The 16,122-nt window shown below is 72.8% G+C and carries 17 protein-coding genes and 1 pseudogene; 15 read left to right on the top strand and 3 right to left on the bottom strand.

What is annotated here, in order from left to right; all coding sequences use genetic code 11:
- The first annotated feature begins 32 nt into the window (after nt 1-32).
- The 3 genes from ABTY04_RS15075 to ABTY04_RS15065 all read left to right on the top strand — a co-directional run bounded on the left by ABTY04_RS15075 (nt 33) and on the right by ABTY04_RS15065 (nt 2,020).
- Entirely contained in the window at nt 33-1,007 is a 975-nt protein-coding gene (locus ABTY04_RS15075) for a helix-turn-helix domain-containing protein (RefSeq protein WP_352213814.1), read from the top strand.
- A gap of 24 nt (nt 1,008-1,031) precedes the next feature.
- Nucleotides 1,032-1,514 (top strand): DUF456 domain-containing protein, encoded by a 483-nt coding sequence (locus tag ABTY04_RS15070; RefSeq protein ID WP_352213813.1) that lies wholly within the window; start codon nt 1,032-1,034, stop codon nt 1,512-1,514.
- 128 nt (nt 1,515-1,642) lie between these two features.
- On the top strand, nt 1,643-2,020 hold the full coding sequence (locus ABTY04_RS15065) for a PPOX class F420-dependent oxidoreductase (RefSeq protein ID WP_352213812.1): 378 nt from the start codon (nt 1,643-1,645) through the stop codon (nt 2,018-2,020).
- A 40-nt stretch (nt 2,021-2,060) separates the two neighbouring features.
- On the opposite strand, the gene rsgA is transcribed toward ABTY04_RS15065, so the two are convergent.
- Nucleotides 2,061-3,167 (bottom strand): ribosome small subunit-dependent GTPase A, encoded by a 1,107-nt coding sequence (gene rsgA / locus ABTY04_RS15060; protein ID WP_352213811.1) that lies wholly within the window; start codon nt 3,165-3,167, stop codon nt 2,061-2,063.
- A 343-nt stretch (nt 3,168-3,510) separates the two neighbouring features.
- Here rsgA and ABTY04_RS15055 point away from each other — a divergent pair, with 343 nt between their 5' ends.
- On the top strand, nt 3,511-3,912 hold the full coding sequence (locus ABTY04_RS15055; RefSeq protein WP_352213810.1) for a VOC family protein: 402 nt from the start codon (nt 3,511-3,513) through the stop codon (nt 3,910-3,912).
- Here the strand turns inward: ABTY04_RS15055 and ABTY04_RS15050 are convergent.
- Nucleotides 3,843-4,565, bottom strand: coding sequence for a helix-turn-helix domain-containing protein (locus ABTY04_RS15050; protein WP_352213936.1), 723 nt, complete (start codon nt 4,563-4,565; stop codon nt 3,843-3,845). The genes ABTY04_RS15055 and ABTY04_RS15050 overlap by 70 nt on opposite strands.
- 68 nt (nt 4,566-4,633) lie before the next feature.
- Entirely contained in the window at nt 4,634-5,755 is a 1,122-nt protein-coding gene (locus tag ABTY04_RS15045) for a YihY/virulence factor BrkB family protein (RefSeq protein ID WP_352213809.1), read from the bottom strand.
- A gap of 17 nt (nt 5,756-5,772) precedes the next feature.
- Here ABTY04_RS15045 and ABTY04_RS15040 point away from each other — a divergent pair, with 17 nt between their 5' ends.
- The 11 genes and pseudogenes from ABTY04_RS15040 to ABTY04_RS14990 form a co-directional block, all read left to right on the top strand.
- Complete coding sequence (locus ABTY04_RS15040) at nt 5,773-7,428, top strand: acyl-CoA dehydrogenase family protein (protein WP_352213808.1); 1,656 nt, start codon at nt 5,773-5,775, stop codon at nt 7,426-7,428.
- Nucleotides 7,429-7,773: 345 nt separating this feature from the next.
- Entirely contained in the window at nt 7,774-9,039 is a 1,266-nt protein-coding gene (locus ABTY04_RS15035) for a GAF domain-containing protein (protein ID WP_352213935.1), read from the top strand.
- Between the two features lie 5 nt (nt 9,040-9,044).
- On the top strand, nt 9,045-9,608 hold the full coding sequence (locus ABTY04_RS15030; protein WP_352213807.1) for a GNAT family N-acetyltransferase: 564 nt from the start codon (nt 9,045-9,047) through the stop codon (nt 9,606-9,608).
- A 332-nt stretch (nt 9,609-9,940) separates the two neighbouring features.
- The gene (locus tag ABTY04_RS15025) at nt 9,941-10,024 is read left to right on the top strand and encodes a putative leader peptide (RefSeq protein ID WP_309550570.1); all 84 of its coding nucleotides are present in this window, start codon (nt 9,941-9,943) and stop codon (nt 10,022-10,024) included.
- 228 nt (nt 10,025-10,252) lie between these two features.
- The gene (locus tag ABTY04_RS15020) at nt 10,253-11,944 is read left to right on the top strand and encodes a nitrite/sulfite reductase (RefSeq protein WP_352213806.1); all 1,692 of its coding nucleotides are present in this window, start codon (nt 10,253-10,255) and stop codon (nt 11,942-11,944) included.
- Nucleotides 11,941-12,120 carry a hypothetical protein gene (locus ABTY04_RS15015; protein ID WP_352213805.1) on the top strand — a complete coding sequence of 60 codons (180 nt, stop codon included), beginning with the start codon at nt 11,941-11,943 and terminating at the stop codon, nt 12,118-12,120. Before ABTY04_RS15020 ends, ABTY04_RS15015 begins: the two co-directional genes overlap by 4 nt.
- On the top strand, nt 12,117-12,827 hold the full coding sequence (locus ABTY04_RS15010; RefSeq protein ID WP_352213804.1) for a phosphoadenylyl-sulfate reductase: 711 nt from the start codon (nt 12,117-12,119) through the stop codon (nt 12,825-12,827). Before ABTY04_RS15015 ends, ABTY04_RS15010 begins: the two co-directional genes overlap by 4 nt.
- A 35-nt stretch (nt 12,828-12,862) precedes the next feature.
- On the top strand, nt 12,863-13,408 hold the full coding sequence (gene cysC / locus ABTY04_RS15005) for an adenylyl-sulfate kinase (protein ID WP_352213803.1): 546 nt from the start codon (nt 12,863-12,865) through the stop codon (nt 13,406-13,408).
- A complete protein-coding gene (gene cysD / locus ABTY04_RS15000) occupies nt 13,405-14,343 on the top strand; it encodes a sulfate adenylyltransferase subunit CysD (RefSeq protein WP_352213802.1) in 939 nt (312 codons plus the stop codon). Before cysC ends, cysD begins: the two co-directional genes overlap by 4 nt.
- Nucleotides 14,344-14,345: 2 nt before the next feature.
- Nucleotides 14,346-15,695: a sulfate adenylyltransferase subunit 1 gene (locus tag ABTY04_RS14995; RefSeq protein ID WP_352213801.1), complete on the top strand. Its 1,350-nt coding sequence runs from the start codon at nt 14,346-14,348 to the stop codon at nt 15,693-15,695.
- A gap of 220 nt (nt 15,696-15,915) precedes the next feature.
- Nucleotides 15,916-16,122 (top strand): annotated as a pseudogene (locus ABTY04_RS14990) (sulfate ABC transporter substrate-binding protein); the annotation flags it as partial.

Here is a 16,122-nt window from a genome sequence, read left to right as displayed (position 1 = left end):
CGAGACAGGGGCTGGGACGTGGGGTGGACGGGTTGCTGAGTGCGATAGGCCTGGACGAGGGCCAGGAGTCGGCGTACCGGGCGCTGGTGGCGCTGGGCGCGGCGGAGGTACCGGATCTGGCGCACCGGCTTTCGCTGCCGGTGCCGCAGACCGAGCGGGCCCTGCGGCATCTGGAGCGGCACGGGCTGGCGGCGCAGTCCTCGGCCCGGCAGGGGCGGTGGGTGGCGGCCCCGCCGGGGGTGGCGCTGGGGGCGCTGCTCGCCCAGCAGCGGCACGAGCTGGAGCGGGCGGAGCTGGCGGCGGCGCGGCTGGCCCAGGAGTACCGGGCGGAGGCGGCCGAGCCGTCGGTGCACGACATGGTGGAGGTCGTGACGGGCGCGAGCGCGGTGGCGCACCGCTTCCACCAGCTCCAGGTCGGCGCGGTGGAAGAAGTGTGCGCCCTGGTCAGCAGCCGGCCCCAGGTGGTGACGGCGTCGGACAACGAGGCGGAGGAGCAGGCCGCCGCGCGGGGTGTCGAGTACCGGGTGGTGATCGAGCGGGAGGTGTTGACCCTGCCGACCGGGATCCGGGAGGCGTCGACGGCGCTCGCGCGGGGCGAGGGCGTCCGGGTGACCCAGCAGGTCCCGACCCGGCTGGTGATCGCGGACAGGTCTCTGGCGCTGGTGCCGCTGACGGGGCCCGGGGCGGAGCCGGCGGCGCTGGTGGTGCACGCGTCGGGGTTGCTGGAGTCCCTGACGGGGCTGTTCGAGGCGGTGTGGCGGGAGGCGCTGCCGCTGCGGCTGGGGGCTGCGGGGGCGGAGGAGTCCGAGGGCGTTCCCGACACCGTGGATCTGGAGATCCTGACGCTGCTGCTGGCCGGCATGACGGACGCGAGCGTGGCGAAGCACCTGGATCTGGGGCTGCGGACGGTGCAGCGGCGGGTCAAGGGCCTGATGGAGCTGTCCGGGGTCACGACCCGGCTCCAGTTGGGCTGGCATGCGTACGAACGGGGCTGGCTGGCCCGATAGCCCCTGGTCCGTCACGCTGAGCAGATGGATCTGCCTCAGCTGCTCCTGGTGGGGCTGGTGCTGCTGCTCGGGGTCCTCGGGGTGCTGGTCCCGGGTGTTCCGGGGAGCTGGCTGGTCTGGGCGGGCGTGCTGTGGTGGGCGCTGCACGAGCGCTCGGCGCTCGCGTGGTCCCTGCTGGTCTCGGCGACGGCCCTGCTGCTGGTGGTCCAGATCATCGAGTGGCAGCTGCCGCCGCGGCGGCTGCGCGGGGTGGGGGTCACCCGCCGGATGGCGGTGTACGCGGGTGCGGGTGCGCTGCTCGGCTTCGTGGTGGTGCCGGTGCTGGGGGCGGCTGCGGGGTTCGTCGGCGGCATCTACCTGTGCGAGCGGCTGCGGCTGGGCACGCACGGCGAGGCCTGGGCCTCGGTCCGGGCGGTGATGCGGGCGGTGGGGACGAGCGTCCTGGTGGAGTTGCTCGCGTGCCTGATGGTGGTGGGCGCGTGGGTCGGGGCGGTACTGGTCAGTTGACGGACCGGCGCCGCCGCGTTCGGTTGCGGCGGGCGGCGGCCTACGGCCGTGGGTCCAGGACCTGGCCCGGGCCCCGGTCGGCCGCGCGCCCGATGCCGTGGGGCGGCGGCGCTGCGAGGCTGGTGTGCATGACGGAGTTCAAGGGTTTCAGCGAAGCGGAGCTGGCGTACCTCGGGTCGCAGCGCCTGGGGCGGCTGGCGACGGTGGACGCGGCCGGGCAGCCGCAGGCGAACCCGGTGGGGTTCTTCCCGCAGGAGGACGGGACGATCCTCATCGGCGGCCTCTCTATGGGGACGACGAAGAAGTGGCGCAACCTCCGGGGGAATCCGCGGCTCGCGCTGGTGGTGGACGACCTGGTGAGCACCCGGCCGTGGAAGGTCCGCGGCATCGAGATCCGCGGCCGCGCCACGCTCGAAGTGGGCCCGCACTCTCTGGGGCCGCACTTCAGCCCGGAGGTGATCCGGATCCACCCCGAGCGGGTGTTCGCGTGGGGCCTGGACGGCTGACCCCTGACGGAGCAGGGGCCGGCCGTCCGGGCACCGGGGGTCAGAAACGGCCGTTGTGCTTCGCGGCGTAATTGGCCCGGCCGACGGCCGACTTCATCCGCCAGTCCCGGCGGATCTCGGCGCGGAGCCTGGCGTCCGTCTTCGCGACGATCCGCTGGTTCTCCCGGATCAGCTTGCGGTAGCTCTCCAGGCGCCGCTCCGGCAGCGCGCCGGACTCGACCGCTTCGAGGACCGCGCACCCCGGCTCGGCCTCGTGCGCGCAGTCGTGGAAGCGGCAGTCGGCCGCGTACTCCTCGATCTCCGAGAAGACCTGGCCGACGCCGGCCTCGGCGTCCCACAGGCCGACGCCCCGCAGCCCCGGCGTGTCGATGAGGACGCCCCCGCCGGGCAGTGCCAGCAGGTTGCGGGTGGTCGTCGTGTGCCGGCCCTTGCCGTCCACGTCGCGCGCGGCCTGGACGTCCATGACGTCGCAGCCGAGGAGTGTGTTCGCGAGGGTGGACTTGCCCGCGCCGGAGATGCCGAGCAGCACGCTCGTACCGCCGGCGACGACGGCCGCCAGTACGTCCGTGCCCTCCCCGGTCAGGGAGGAGACGGTGAGGACGTCGACGCCCGGCGCCGTGGTCTCCACGTCCTGGACCAGGTGCGAGAGCGTCACCGGGTCCGGTACGAGGTCCGCCTTGGTCAGGACGACCAGCGGCTGCGCGCCGGACTCCCAGGCGAGGGCCAGGAAGCGCTCGATGCGGCCGAGGTCGAGCTCGACGGCCAGGGAGACCGCGATGATCGCGTGGTCGACGTTGGCGGCCAGGATCTGCCCCTCGGAGCGCTGCGAGGAGGTGGAGCGCACGAAGGCGGTGCGGCGCGGCAGGTACGTCCTCACGTACCGGGGGCTGCCGGTCGCCTCGACGGCGGCCCAGTCACCGGTGCAGATGACGCGGAGCGGGTCGTGCGGGGTGACGAAGGCGGTGTCGGCGCGGACGATGCCGTCCGCGGTCATGACGTCGCACTGGCCGCGGTCCACGCGCACCACGCGGCCGGGCAGCAGGCCCTGCGCGGCGTGGGGGGCGAACTCGGCCTCCCACGCCTCGTCCCAGCCGAAGGGGGTGAGGGCGTGCGAGTACGGAGAAGACGGAGAGGAAGAGGAAGACAAGGGAAACCCTTCACAGGGTGGCCCCGGCAGCGCGCGCCCAGCGGCGCGCGAAGAGGTGTGAGGTCAGCCGGAGACCACGGAAGTGACATTGATGGTCTTCTGGGTGCGGTCCGCGCCCTGCGTGACGACAGTCATCAATGAACTCACCTCCGGGTCATGCACGTGCTGGAAGTTCCGCGCCGGTCCGGCGGGAACACGATCACCGTAGCAAGTGCGCTCAGACGTACGCCAATTCTTTTCCGGCTTCTTTTTCCCGCTTCCTTTTCCGGTCGTCGTCCGCCGGGCCCGGCCCGTGTCCGATTCGTTCAAGACCGCCGGACGGGACGGCTCCTAGCCTGGGCCCATGACTCCCCGACTCGACCTGATGGGCCTGATCGTCTCCGACATGGCCGCCTCGCTCGCCTTCTACCGCCGTCTGGGCCTGGACATCCCGGCCGGGGCGGAGGAACAGCCCCATGTGGAGGCCGTCCTCCCCGGCGGGCTCCGCATCGCCTGGGACACGGAGGACGTCATCCGCTCCTTCGACCCGTCCTGGACCCGGCCCGCCGGGGACGGCCGGTGGGGGCCCGCGTTCCTCTGCGACTCCCCCGCCGAGGTGGACGCGGTGTACGCCGGGCTGACGGACGCCGGGTACAAGGGGCATCTGGCGCCCTGGGACGCCTTCTGGGGGCAGCGCTACGCCGTCGTCCTGGACCCGGACGGCTGCCAGGTCTCCCTGTTCGCCCCCGCCGGGGACGGGGCGTAGGCCGCCGCGTAGGCCCCCGGGGTGGTGCCGGCCAGCGCCCGCACCTCGCGGGCGAAATGGGCCTGGTCGGCGTACCCGGCCCGGTACGCCACCTCGGCCTGCGCCAGCCCCCGCCGGGCCAGCGCCAGCGCCCGCTGGAGCCGCAGCACCCGCCCGAGCGTGCGGGGTCCGTAGCCGAAGGCGTCGAGCGAGCGCCGGTGCAGCTGGCGCGCCCCGAGGCCGACCGCCGCGGCCACGGCGGCCACCGACTCCCCCGCGCGGAGTCCGGCCGCCACCCGGGCGGCGAGGGGGTCGGAAGGCGCGCTCCGGGCCGCGCGGGCACGGGCCAGCCGCTCCAGCCCCGCCCCGGGGTCCTCGTACGCGGCCATCCGCTCGGCGAGGCCGCGCACCTGCGGCCCCGGCCAGAGGTCGGCCAGCTCCACCCGCCGGTCGCGCAGCTCGTGCGCCGGTACGCCGAGCAGCGCGGGCGCCGTGCCGGGGGCGAACCTCAGCCCGGCGAAGACCCCGCCCGGCACCTCTCCGGCGGAGTGCGGTCCGGTGTCGGGGCCGGCCACCAGCAGCCGCCCGCCGATCCACAGCAGGTCCATGCAGCCGTCGGGCAGCACCGGCCCGCCGGGTGCGCCGTCATGCCGCCACACGACGGCGCCGGACATCAGTCGGGACGGCCGCTCCTCGTACACGGAGCCAGGCTACGGCGGGGCCGGCGGTCGGTGCCCGGCGGTCAGTGCTTGCGCAGCCGGGAGGAGTAGTCCTCGGGCGGCAGGAAGTTCGACCACCGTTCCGGGAACTCGGACGGCATCCCGGCGTCCCCCTCGTCGTCGTCCTCCGACTCGCCCTCGGCGAGCGCCCGCCAGGCGGCGGCCCGCGCGACCAGCTGCGCGGCCCGGACCTCCCGGGCCCGCTCGTTCGCCTCGCGGGCGGCGGCGGTGGCCACGGACGGCCAGACGCGGTCGATGGCGGCGTTCACGGCCGCGCCGACCAGGACCGCGAAGGCCGACACGCCGATCCACAGCAGCACGGCGACGGGCGCGGCCAGTGATCCGTAGATCGTCGGGCCCTCGACGGTGTTCGTGAGGTAGATCCGCAGCAGGAACGAGCCCAGCACCCACATGGCGAGCGCCACCAGCGCGCCCGGCACGTCCTCGATCCAGGGGGAGCGCACGGGGACGGACACGTGGTACAGGGTGGTCAGGAAGGCGATGGACAGCAGGGTGACGGTCGGCCAGTAGAGCACTGCGATCACCTCGGTGCTCCAGGGCACCCAGCGGACGACCGCGTCCGGCCCGGCCACCATCAGCGGCAGCACGATCGCGCCGATCACCAGTGCGACCACGTACAGCAGGAAGGACAGCAGCCGGGTCTTGACGATGCCGCGCTGGCCGTCGAGCCCGTACATCACGGTGATGGTGTCGATGAAGACGTTGACGGCCCGCGAGCCCGACCACAGGGCGAAGGCGAAGCCGAGGGAGATCAGGTCGGGGCGGCCGCCGCGGGTGACGTCGTCGAGCATCGGTCTCGCGATGTCGTTGACGCCCCGGTCGGAGAGCACCGTGCCGACCGCGCTCAGGATGTTCTCCTCGATGGAGGCCACGAAGGTGCCGCCCGTCCAGCCGTCCACGTACCCGAGCAGGCCCAGCAGGCCGAGGAACAGCGGCGGCAGCGACAGCAGCGTGAAGAACGCCGCCTCGGCCGCCAGGCCGAGGATCCGGTACTCGACGCACGAATTGACCGTGTCTTTCAGGAGCAGCCACGCCATCTTGCGCTTGGAGACGTTGCGGTAGAGGGCGCGGGCCCGATGGAGTCGCCCGGGGACCCGCTCGGGTGTTTCTTTTGCTGGCTGCACGTCCTTACGGTATCCGCATGGCAGCCACCACCCATACCGTCACCAACCAGGCCCCTCCCCTGGCGGGCTACGACGTCTACGGCACCGACCGGGCCCTGAGCGAGGGCGTGGAGCGGCACCTGTCGGCCGCTGCACCCGAACTCCTCGGCGAGGTGCGGGAGGAGCTCTCGGAACTGGGGCGGGCGGCGGGCTCGGCGCAGGCCCAGCGGTGGGGTGCGCTGGCGAACGAGAACCCGCCGCGACTGCGTACGCACGATCGGTACGGCAACCGGATCGACGAGGTGGAGTTCCATCCGGCCTGGCACCGGCTGCTCGGGCACGCGGTGGGCGCCGGGCTGACCGATGCGTGGGGGCGGCCGGCCGGACATCTGCGCCGGGCGGCCGGATTCCTCGTGTGGTCGCAGGCCGAGGCGGGGCACGGCTGCCCGGTGTCGATGACCCATGCGGCCGTGCCGGCGCTGCGGACGGATCCGGAGCTGGCCGCCGAGTGGGAGCCGCGGCTGACCTCGCACGTGTACGAGGAGGGGCTGCGGCCGGCCGCGCAGAAGGCCGGGGTGCTGTTCGGCATGGGGCTGACGGAGAAGCAGGGCGGCAGCGACGTACGGGCGAACACGACGGCGGCGAAGCCCCTGGACGCGGCGGGCGAGTACCTGCTGACGGGGCACAAGTGGTTCTGCTCGGCGCCGATGTCGGACGGGTTCCTGGTGCTGGCGCAGGCGGCCGCCGCCGGGGCGGACCGTCTGACGTGCTTCCTGGTCCCGCGGGTGCTGCCGGACGGCTCGCGCAACGTGTTCGCGATCCAGCGCCTGAAGGACAAGCTCGGCAACCGGTCGAACGCGTCCGCGGAGGTGGAGTTCGACGGGACGTGGGCGCGGCGGGTCGGCGAGGAGGGCCGCGGGGTGCGGACCATCATCGGGATGGTCGCGGCGACCCGGCTGGACTGCGTCCTCGGCTCGGCCGCGCTGATGCGGCAGGCGCTGACGCAGGCCGTACACCACGCGGAGCACCGCTCTGTTTTCGGAGCACGGCTCATCGAGCAGCCGCTGATGCGCAACGTGCTGGCCGACCTGGCGCTGGAGTCGGAGGCGGCGACCACGCTCGCGCTGCGCCTCGCCTCCGCCTACGACGCCGGAACGGAGCAGGAGCGGGCCTTCCTGCGCATCGCAGTGCCCGCGGCGAAGTACTGGGTGACCAAGCGCTGTACGCCGATGGTGGCCGAGGCGCTGGAGTGTCTGGGCGGCAACGGCTACGTCGAGGAGTCCGGGCTGCCGCGGCTGCTGCGCGAGTCCCCGCTGAACTCGATCTGGGAGGGCTCGGGCAACGTGCAGGCCTTGGACGTGCTGCGGGCGCTGCGGCGCGAGCCGCAGGCGCTGAACGCGTTCCTCGTCGAGGTGGGGCTGGCGCGCGGCGCCGACCACCGGCTGGATTCGGCCGTCAAGGGACTGCTGACGGAGCTGGCGGACCTGGAGGGCATCGAGGCGCGGGCGCGGCGGGTGGTGGAGCGCATCGCCCTGGTGCTCCAGGGCTCGCTGCTGGTGCGCTGGGCGCCGCCGGAGGTGGCGGACGCGTTCTGCGCCTCGCGCCTGGGCGGGGACGGGGGTGCGGCCTTCGGCACGCTGCCGCACAGCCTGGGGCTGGGTGCGCTGGTCGAACGGGCGCGGATCGCGGGCTAGGTTCCAGGCCCTGTCCCCAAACAGGTCCGAGCCGGGATCCGGGCCCGTTGACCGGGAGCAGGGGTGGCGCCGCGCCGACTCGGCACCACCCCTGATCCGAAAGCCCCGAGGAGGAGCTGTCACGCCGCGAGGCGACGTGCGGACAGTTTCGGTCGGGGGATCGGGAGTTGGCGAGAGTTGCATACCGTTGCAACCCTCTGAGTCGGAACCGTCCGGCGTGCGTGCCCGGGGACGCGGCACGCGTGGACCACCCGGGCGGGTTCCCTCGTACGTCCTGTTCCACACGGGGAGGTTCCGGTGGCCCACACCGCAGGCAGCACGGTCGATGTGGCACGCATCTCGGCCATGGACGCGCGGGAGGCCGCGCGTCTGCTCAAGGGGGTGCGGGCGGCCGCGCTGGCCGGGGACCGGCCGCCGGCCGAGCCCCGTCCGGAGATCGCCGAGTCCTGGCGGCGGATGCTGGCCTGCGGGGTGCACCCGGACCGGGACGCGCGTTCGCGGATGCTGTCGGCGGCCGAGACCGAGGAGCGGCGGCAGGTCTCGCCGCTGCGGGAGATCCTGCCGGTGTTGCGCGAGGGGCTGCTGCCGACGCTGGACACGGCGCTGCACATCATGGTCGTCGCCGACGCGGAAGGGCGGCTGCTGTGGCGGGAGGGGGCCCCGTCGATCCTGCGCAAGGCGGACCGGCTCGGGTTCTCGGTGGGCGCCGACTGGGACGAGGCGGTGGTCGGCACCAACGGGGTGGGCACCGCCCTGGTGGCCCTGCGGCCCGTGCAGGTGTTCTCGGCGGAGCACTTCGTCTCCAGCCACCACGAGTGGACCTGCGCGGGGGCCCCGGTGCGGGACCCGCGGGACGGGCGGCTGCTGGGCGTGGTCGACGTCAGCGGACCGCTGGCCACCATGCACCCGGCGACGCTGGCGTGGGTGAGCTCGGTGGCCCGGCTCGCGGAGCGGGAGCTGCGGATCCGGCACCTGGAGTCGCTGGAGCGGCTGCGGGCGGTCGCGGCGCCGCTGCTGGCCCGGCTGCCGGAGCAGGCCCTGGCGGTGGACCCGCACGGCTGGACGGCGGCGGTGACGGGCCTGGCCCCGGTGGACCGGATCCCGCTGCCGAGGGGGTTCGGGCCGGGCCGGGGGTGGGTGCCGCAGCTCGGGGACTGCCTGGTGGAGCCGCTGCCGGGCGGCTGGCTGCTGCGCCTGGCGAAGACGCCGGGCACCGCCGCGGCGGCGAGCCGGGTCGTCCTGGACCTGAGCCGTCCGCGCGCGTGGTCGGCGAGGGTGTACGGGGCCGCCGGGAGCTGGTCCCAGGAGCTGAGCCCACGCCACGCGGAGCTGCTGTTCCTGCTGGCGGAGAGCCCGCGGGGGCGGTCGGCGGCGGAGCTGTCGGCGGAGCTGTTCGGCGACCCGACGCGGACGGTGACGGTCCGGGCGGAGCTGTCCCGGGTGCGGCGGAACCTGGGCGGGGTCCTGACCCACCGCCCGTACCGCTTCGCGGACGACGTCGAGGTGGAGCTGATCCGCCCCGGGGACCCGGCGGAGCTGCTGCCGCATTCCACGGCACCGGCGGTGATCAAGGCCCGCCTGGGCCGTACGGGTCCGGGCATGATTCCCTGACCTGCATGAGCGCCATCACTCTGACCACCTGGTCCCTGGAAATGACCTCGCCGCAGGACCTGGTCCGGGCCGCCGTCCCAGGGCCTGAGATCCGTGTCCGTCGGGCGGAGGTCCCCTCGCCGGAGTTCAGCCGCTTCCTCTACGCCTCGGTGGGCGGGGACATCCACTGGACGGACCGGCTGTCGCTGACCCGCGCGCAGTGGGTGGAGCAGCTGAACCGCCCCGGCGTGGAGACGTGGGTGGCGTACGACCGCGGGACGCCGGCGGGGTACGTGGAGCTCGACCCGCAGGACGACGGCGTGGTGGAGATCATGTACTTCGGCCTGCTCCCGGACTTCCGGGGGCGCCGCATCGGCGGGCACCTGCTGACGCTCGGGGTCGAGGCGGCGTGGTCCCTGGCGGACCGCTGGCCCGGCCGGCAGGCCACGACCCGGGTCTGGCTCCACACGTGCAGCCAGGACGGCCCGACGGCGATGGACAACTACCTCCGCCGCGGCTTCAAGGTCTTCCGCACGGAGACGGAGCCGAAGGAGTCCACCCCCACCCCGGGCCCCTGGCCGGGCGCCTGACCCCTCCGGGGCGCCGCCCGCCGGGGCGGCCCCCACCCCGACCGCCGGTCCGGCCGGCCCGGGGACCGCCCCCTGACCGCCCGAGCCCGGGGCCGACGCCCTCGGGAGACTCCGGTGCGGGGTCCCGCCGGCCGGGCGCGAGCGGGGCTCGCGAGAGCAGGGACACAGGGCCCACCGCGAGGGCCCGGGTAGCTTGTATTGAGCTCCGGCCCCACCGGCCCCGTGCCCCTCATGGCGTGACCCCCGTCACTACGTCTCGCGATTCGAGACGACTTCGTCCACATCATGGACAGTAGTGGACTCCTCCAATCGGCACATGACACGCTTCCGCCATGAATGGAGCTGGAATTGCCTTGGTGAGTCGGCGGCACGTCGACCTCGGCCGCATGTCCAGCGCCATCTGTCCGGCGAGCTGACGGAACCAGCCACCGCCGCACGTCGCCGTCGTCCCCGCCGCTGCGGACGCGTCGACCACCCGAAGCACCCGCACGTCCCCTGAAGGCAGAAGACCGCCCTGACCACCGGAAACACCGGAAACGGGCGGCAATCAGCCGCACCTGCTCAGCGGCAGGGCTGATTGCCAGGGGGCATCCCGCCACCCCCGCCTGCCCTTGCCTTGAGCCGCCGAAGAAGGATGTACCGCCATGGCCGCCACCCCCGAAACGCCCGCCGCCGCGCGCCGAAAGACCGGCCGTCACCGCGGTGAGGGTCAGTGGGCCGTTGGACACCACACCCCCCTCAACGGCAACGAGCAGTTCAAAAAGGACGACGACGGTCTCAACGTGCGGACGCGCATTGAGACGATCTACTCCAAGACGGGCTTCGACTCGATCGACCCCAACGACCTGCGCGGCCGTATGCGCTGGTGGGGCCTGTACACCCAGCGCAAGCCCGGGATCGACGGCGGCAAGACCGCGATCCTGGAGCCGGAGGAGCTGGACGACAAGTACTTCATGCTGCGCGTCCGCATCGACGGCGGCCGGCTCACCACCGAGCAGCTCCGCGTGATCGGCGAGATCTCGCAGGAGTTCGCGCGCGGGACCGCCGACCTCACCGACCGCCAGAACGTGCAGTACCACTGGATCCGGATCGAGGACGTCCCGGAGATCTGGCGCCGCCTGGAGGCCGTCGGCCTCTCGACCACCGAGGCCTGCGGTGACACGCCCCGCGTCATCCTCGGCTCGCCCGTCGCCGGCATCGCCCAGGACGAGATCATCGACGGCACGCCCGCCATCGAGGAGATCCACCGCCGGATCGTCGGCAACAAGGACTTCTCCAACCTGCCCCGCAAGTTCAAGTCCGCGGTCTCCGGCTCGCCGCTGCTCGACGTGGCGCACGAGATCAACGACGTCGCCTTCGTCGGCGTGAACCACCCCGAGCACGGCCCCGGCTTCGACGTCTGGGTCGGCGGCGGTCTCTCCACCAACCCCAAGCTGGGCGTCCGCCTGGGCACCTGGGTCTCGCTCGACGAGGTCCCGGACGTCTACGAGGGCGTCATCTCGATCTTCCGCGACTACGGCTACCGCCGCCTGCGCACCCGCGCCCGGCTGAAGTTCCTCGTCGCCGACTGGGGCCCGGCCAAGTTCCGCCAGGTCCTGGAGGACGAGTACCTGAAGCGGAAGCTCTCCGACGGCCCCGCGCCCGAGCAGCCCAGCGGCCAGTGGCGCGACCACGTCGGCGTCCACCAGCAGCAGGACGGCCGCTTCTACGTCGGCTTCGCGCCCCGCGTCGGCCGCGTGGACGGTGCCACCCTGACGAAGATCGCGGACGTCGCCGAGCAGCACGGCTCCGGCCGCCTGCGCACCACCGCCGAGCAGAAGATGATCGTCCTCGACATCGAGGCGGACCGCGTCGACTCCGTCGTCGCCGCGCTGGAGGCGCTGGACCTGCGGGTCACGCCGTCCCCGTTCCGCCGCGGCACGATGGCCTGCACCGGCATCGAGTTCTGCAAACTGGCCATCGTCGAGACGAAGGCGCGCGGCGCCTCGCTGATCGACGAGCTGGAGCGGCGCCTGCCGGAGTTCGCCGAGCCGCTCACCATCAACATCAACGGCTGCCCGAACGCCTGCGCCCGTATCCAGGTGGCGGACATCGGTCTCAAGGGCCAGCTGGTCCTGGACGACGACGGCAACCAGGTGGAGGGCTACCAGGTCCACCTGGGCGGCGCTCTCGGCCTGGAGGCCGGCTTCGGCCGCAAGGTCCGCGGCCTCAAGGTCACTTCGGCCGGTCTGCCCGACTACGTCGAGCGGGTCGTCACGCGCTTCCAGGACCAGCGCGAGGACGGCGAGCGCTTCGCCGCCTGGGTCGGCCGCGCCAAGGACGAGGACCTCTCGTGAGCGAGCGCGCCGCACCGTTCTACTGCCCGTACTGCGGCGACGAGGACCTGTTTCCCCACGAGACGGGTCACGGCGCCTGGGAATGCAGGGCCTGCAACCGGGCCTTCCAGCTGAAGTACCTCGGGCTGCTGGCCCGGGGTGTCCGGACCGATTCAGCCGGAGGGGACAAGATATGACGACGAGTCAGGCAATGGGGACGACGCGCGACCTCAAGGCGCTGGCCGAGCAGGCGGGCCGCGACCTTGAGGACGCCTCCCCGCTGGAGATCCTCACGTGGGCGGCCGAGACCTTCGGCCGGAAGTTCGCCGTGACCTCCTCCATGGAGGACGCGGTGGTCGCCCACCTGGCGTCCCGCGCCTTCCCCGGCGTGGACGTGGTCTTCCTCGACACGGGCTACCACTTCGAGGAGACCATCGGCACCCGCGACGCGGTCGAGGCCGTGATGGACGTCAACGTCATCACCCTCACCCCGCGGCAGACGGTGGCCGAACAGGACGCGGAGTACGGCCCGAAGCTGCACGACCGCGACCCGGACCTGTGCTGCGCGCTGCGCAAGGTCAAGCCGCTGGAAGAGGGTCTGACCGCGTACGAGGCATGGGCGACGGGCCTGCGCCGCGACGAGTCCCCGACCCGGGCGAACACCCCGGTGGTCGGCTGGGACGAGAAGCGGCAGAAGGTCAAGATCTCGCCGATCGCCCGCTGGACCCAGGACGACGTGGACGCGTACGTCGCCGAGCACGGCGTCCTGACCAACCCGCTGCTGATGGACGGCTACGCCTCCGTCGGCTGCGCCCCCTGCACCCGCCGCGTGGCGGAGGGCGAGGACGCGCGCGCGGGCCGCTGGGCGGGGCGCGCGAAGACCGAGTGCGGACTGCACGGCTGATGACAGATCTCAAAGAACCGACGGAGACGAGAACGATGAGCGTGAGCGACCAGGGCGCCACCGTGTGGCTGACCGGGCTGCCGAGCGCGGGCAAGACGACCATCGCCTACGCGCTGGCCGAGCGGCTGCGCGCCGGGGGCCACCGCGTGGAGGTCCTCGACGGCGACGAGATCCGCGAGTTCCTCTCCGCCGGCCTGGGCTTCACCCGGGAAGACCGCCACACCAACGTGCAGCGGATCGGCTTCGTCGCCGAACTCCTCGCGAGCAACGGCGTCAAGGCGCTCGTGCCGGTGATCGCGCCGTTCGCGGACAGCCGCGAGGCCGTCCGCAAGCGGCACGCCGCCGAGGGCACCCCGTACCTGGAGGTCCACGTGGCCACCCCGGTCGAGGTCTGCTCCGAGCGTGACGTGAAGGGCCTGTACGCCAAGCAGGCGGCGGGCGAGATCTCCGGTCTGACCGGCGTCGACGACCCGTACGAGGCCCCGGAGTCCCCGGACCTCCGCATCGAGTCGCACACGCAGACCGTGCAGGAGTCGGCTTCGGCCCTGCACGCACTGCTCACCGAGAGGGGTCTGGCATGACGGCCACCGTCGCCCACCTGCACGACGAGACGGACGCTCCCTACGCGCTGTCGCACCTGGACGCCCTCGAATCGGAGGCCGTGCACATCTTCCGCGAGGTGGCGGGCGAGTTCGAGAAGCCGGTGATCCTGTTCTCCGGCGGCAAGGACTCGATCGTGATGCTGCACCTGGCGCTGAAGGCGTTCGCGCCGGCGCCGGTGCCGTTCACGCTGCTGCACGTCGACACCGGGCACAACTTCCCCGAGGTCCTCGCGTACCGCGACCGGGCCGTGGCGAAGCACAACCTGCGCCTGCACGTGGCCTCCGTCCAGGAGTACATCGACGCCGGCAAGCTGCGCGAGCGCCCCGACGGTGTCCGCAACCCGCTGCAGACCGTCCCCCTCACGGAGGCGATCCAGAGCCGCAAGTTCGACGCCGTGTTCGGCGGCGGCCGCCGCGACGAGGAGAAGGCCCGCGCCAAGGAGCGCGTGTTCTCCCTGCGTGACGAGTTCTCCCAGTGGGACCCGCGCCGTCAGCGCCCCGAGCTGTGGCAGCTCTACAACGGCCGCCACGCGCCCGGTGAGCACGTGCGCGTCTTCCCGCTGTCCAACTGGACCGAGCTGGACGTGTGGCAGTACATCGCCCGCGAGGGCATCGAACTGCCGGAGATCTACTTCGCCCACGAGCGCGAGGTGTTCCAGCGCAACGGCATGTGGCTGACGGCCGGCGAGTGGGGCGGCCCGAAGGAGGGCGAAACGCCCGAGACGCGTCTCGTCCGCTACCGCACCGTCGGTGACATGTCCTGCACCGGTGCCGTCGACTCCGACGCCACCACACTGGACGCCGTGATCACCGAGATCGCCGCCTCCCGGCTCACCGAGCGGGGCGCGACCCGCGCCGACGACAAGATGTCCGAGGCCGCGATGGAAGACCGCAAGCGCGAAGGGTACTTCTAGAAATGACCTCCACCACCGATCAGGTCGCCAACCTGGCCGACCTTGCAGCGACCACGCTGCTGCGCTTCGCGACCGCCGGTTCCGTCGACGACGGCAAGTCCACGCTGGTCGGACGGCTGCTGCACGACTCCAAGTCGGTCCTGACCGACCAGCTGGAGGCCGTCGAGCGGGTGTCGGCCGATCGCGGCCAGGACGCCCCGGACCTCGCGCTGCTCACCGACGGCCTGCGGGCCGAGCGGGAGCAGGGCATCACCATCGACGTCGCCTACCGCTACTTCGCCACCGCCCGGCGCCGGTTCATCCTCGCGGACACCCCGGGGCACGTGCAGTACACGCGGAACATGGTCACCGGCGCGTCCACCGCCGACCTGGCCGTGGTCCTGGTCGACGCCCGCAACGGCGTGATCGAGCAGACCCGCCGGCACGCCGCCGTCGCGGCCCTGCTGCGCGTCCCGCATGTGGTCCTGGCCGTCAACAAGATGGACCTCGTCGGCTACGAGGAGGCGGTCTTCGCGAAGATCGCCGCCGAGTTCACCGCGTACGCCTCCGACCTGGGCGTCCCGGAGATCACCGCGATCCCGATCTCGGCGCTCGCCGGCGACAACGTGGTCGAGCCCTCCGCCCACATGGACTGGTACGGCGGCCCGACGGTGCTGGAGCACCTGGAGACCGTCCCCGTCAGCCACGACCTCACCGCCTGCCCGGCGCGTTTCCCGGTGCAGTACGTGATCCGCCCGCAGACCGCCGAGCACCCCGACTACCGCGGCTACGCGGGCCAGATCGCCTCGGGCGTGCTGCGCGTCGGCCAGGCCGTCACCGTCCTGCCCTCGGGCCGTACCTCGGTCATCGCCGGTATCGACGCGCTCGGCGAGTCCGTGGACATCGCCTGGGCCCCGCAGTCGGTGACGGTGCGTCTGACGGACGACATCGACATCTCGCGCGGCGATCTGATCGCACCGTCCGCGAGCGCCCCGGCCACCACGCAGGACGTCGTCGCCACCGTGTGCCACGTGGCCGACCAGCCGCTGGCCGTCGGCGCGCGGGTGCTGCTCAAGCACACCACGCGCACGGTCAAGGCGATCGTCAAGGAGATCCCGTCGCGGCTGACCCTGGACGACCTGTCCCAGCACCCGAACCCCGGGCAGCTGGTGGCCAACGACATCGGCCGTGTCGTCGTCCGCACCGCCGAGCCGCTCGCGCTCGACGCGTACGCCGACTCGCGCCGCACCGGTTCCTTCCTGCTGATCGACCCGGCGGACGGCACCACGCTGGCGGCCGGCATGGCGGGCGAGTCCTTCGCCTCCCGTGCCGAGACGACCGTCCAGGCGGATGAAGAAGGGTGGGACTTCTAACCCGTGTCCGCCGACATCTACTCCACCTTCGCGAAGGAGGGCGGCCGCGTGGGCAGCGGCGCCCTCGGCAGCGGCCAGGGAGGAGTGGCGCGATGTGCGCGATGACCGAATTGCCGTCGGCATCCCGCCTTCGCGCCCTCACCCCCCGCGAGCCGTACCCGTCCTTGCTCCACAGACGAAGACCTGCGTCATGAGTTGACGCTGCGAGAGGAAGACCTCCGTGCCTGCCACCGGCAACACCCCCAAGACCGCGCGCCGCGGTATCGTCGCTGCCGCCGCCCTGCCGCTCCTGATCGGCGCACTCGCCTCGTGCGGCTACGGCTCGCAGGCCGAGAAGGACGACGGCAAGACGTCCGCCGCCCCTGCCGCCGACGCGAAGAAGCTGTCCGCCCCCGAGGTCCGCATCGGGTACTTCCCGAACCTGACG

This window comes from Streptomyces sp. NPDC097981 (assembly GCF_040302565.1).
GTDB lineage: Bacteria > Actinomycetota > Actinomycetes > Streptomycetales > Streptomycetaceae > Streptomyces.
Note: the sequence above shows the minus strand (reverse complement) of the source record. Positions and strands in the feature narration are given on the sequence as shown.

Excerpts from the sequence above, each read along its gene's own strand:
- ABTY04_RS15025 (WP_309550570.1), top strand. The coding sequence starts at position 9,941 with ATGAATGGAGCTGGAATTGCCTTGGTGAGTCGGCGGCACGTCGACCTC.
- ABTY04_RS15070 (WP_352213813.1), top strand. The coding sequence starts at position 1,032 with ATGGATCTGCCTCAGCTGCTCCTGGTGGGGCTGGTGCTGCTGCTCGGG.
- ABTY04_RS15030 (WP_352213807.1), top strand. The coding sequence starts at position 9,045 with ATGAGCGCCATCACTCTGACCACCTGGTCCCTGGAAATGACCTCGCCG.
- ABTY04_RS15065 (WP_352213812.1), top strand. The coding sequence starts at position 1,643 with ATGACGGAGTTCAAGGGTTTCAGCGAAGCGGAGCTGGCGTACCTCGGG.
- ABTY04_RS15020 (WP_352213806.1), top strand. The coding sequence starts at position 10,253 with ATGGCCGCCACCCCCGAAACGCCCGCCGCCGCGCGCCGAAAGACCGGC.
- ABTY04_RS14995 (WP_352213801.1), top strand. The coding sequence starts at position 14,346 with ATGACCTCCACCACCGATCAGGTCGCCAACCTGGCCGACCTTGCAGCG.
- cysC (WP_352213803.1), top strand. The coding sequence starts at position 12,863 with ATGAGCGTGAGCGACCAGGGCGCCACCGTGTGGCTGACCGGGCTGCCG.
- ABTY04_RS15050 (WP_352213936.1), bottom strand. The coding sequence starts at position 4,565 with ATGTCCGGCGCCGTCGTGTGGCGGCATGACGGCGCACCCGGCGGGCCG.
- ABTY04_RS15035 (WP_352213935.1), top strand. The coding sequence starts at position 7,774 with ATGGACGCGCGGGAGGCCGCGCGTCTGCTCAAGGGGGTGCGGGCGGCC.
- ABTY04_RS15055 (WP_352213810.1), top strand. The coding sequence starts at position 3,511 with ATGACTCCCCGACTCGACCTGATGGGCCTGATCGTCTCCGACATGGCC.
- ABTY04_RS15040 (WP_352213808.1), top strand. The coding sequence starts at position 5,773 with ATGGCAGCCACCACCCATACCGTCACCAACCAGGCCCCTCCCCTGGCG.
- ABTY04_RS15010 (WP_352213804.1), top strand. The coding sequence starts at position 12,117 with ATGACGACGAGTCAGGCAATGGGGACGACGCGCGACCTCAAGGCGCTG.
- cysD (WP_352213802.1), top strand. The coding sequence starts at position 13,405 with ATGACGGCCACCGTCGCCCACCTGCACGACGAGACGGACGCTCCCTAC.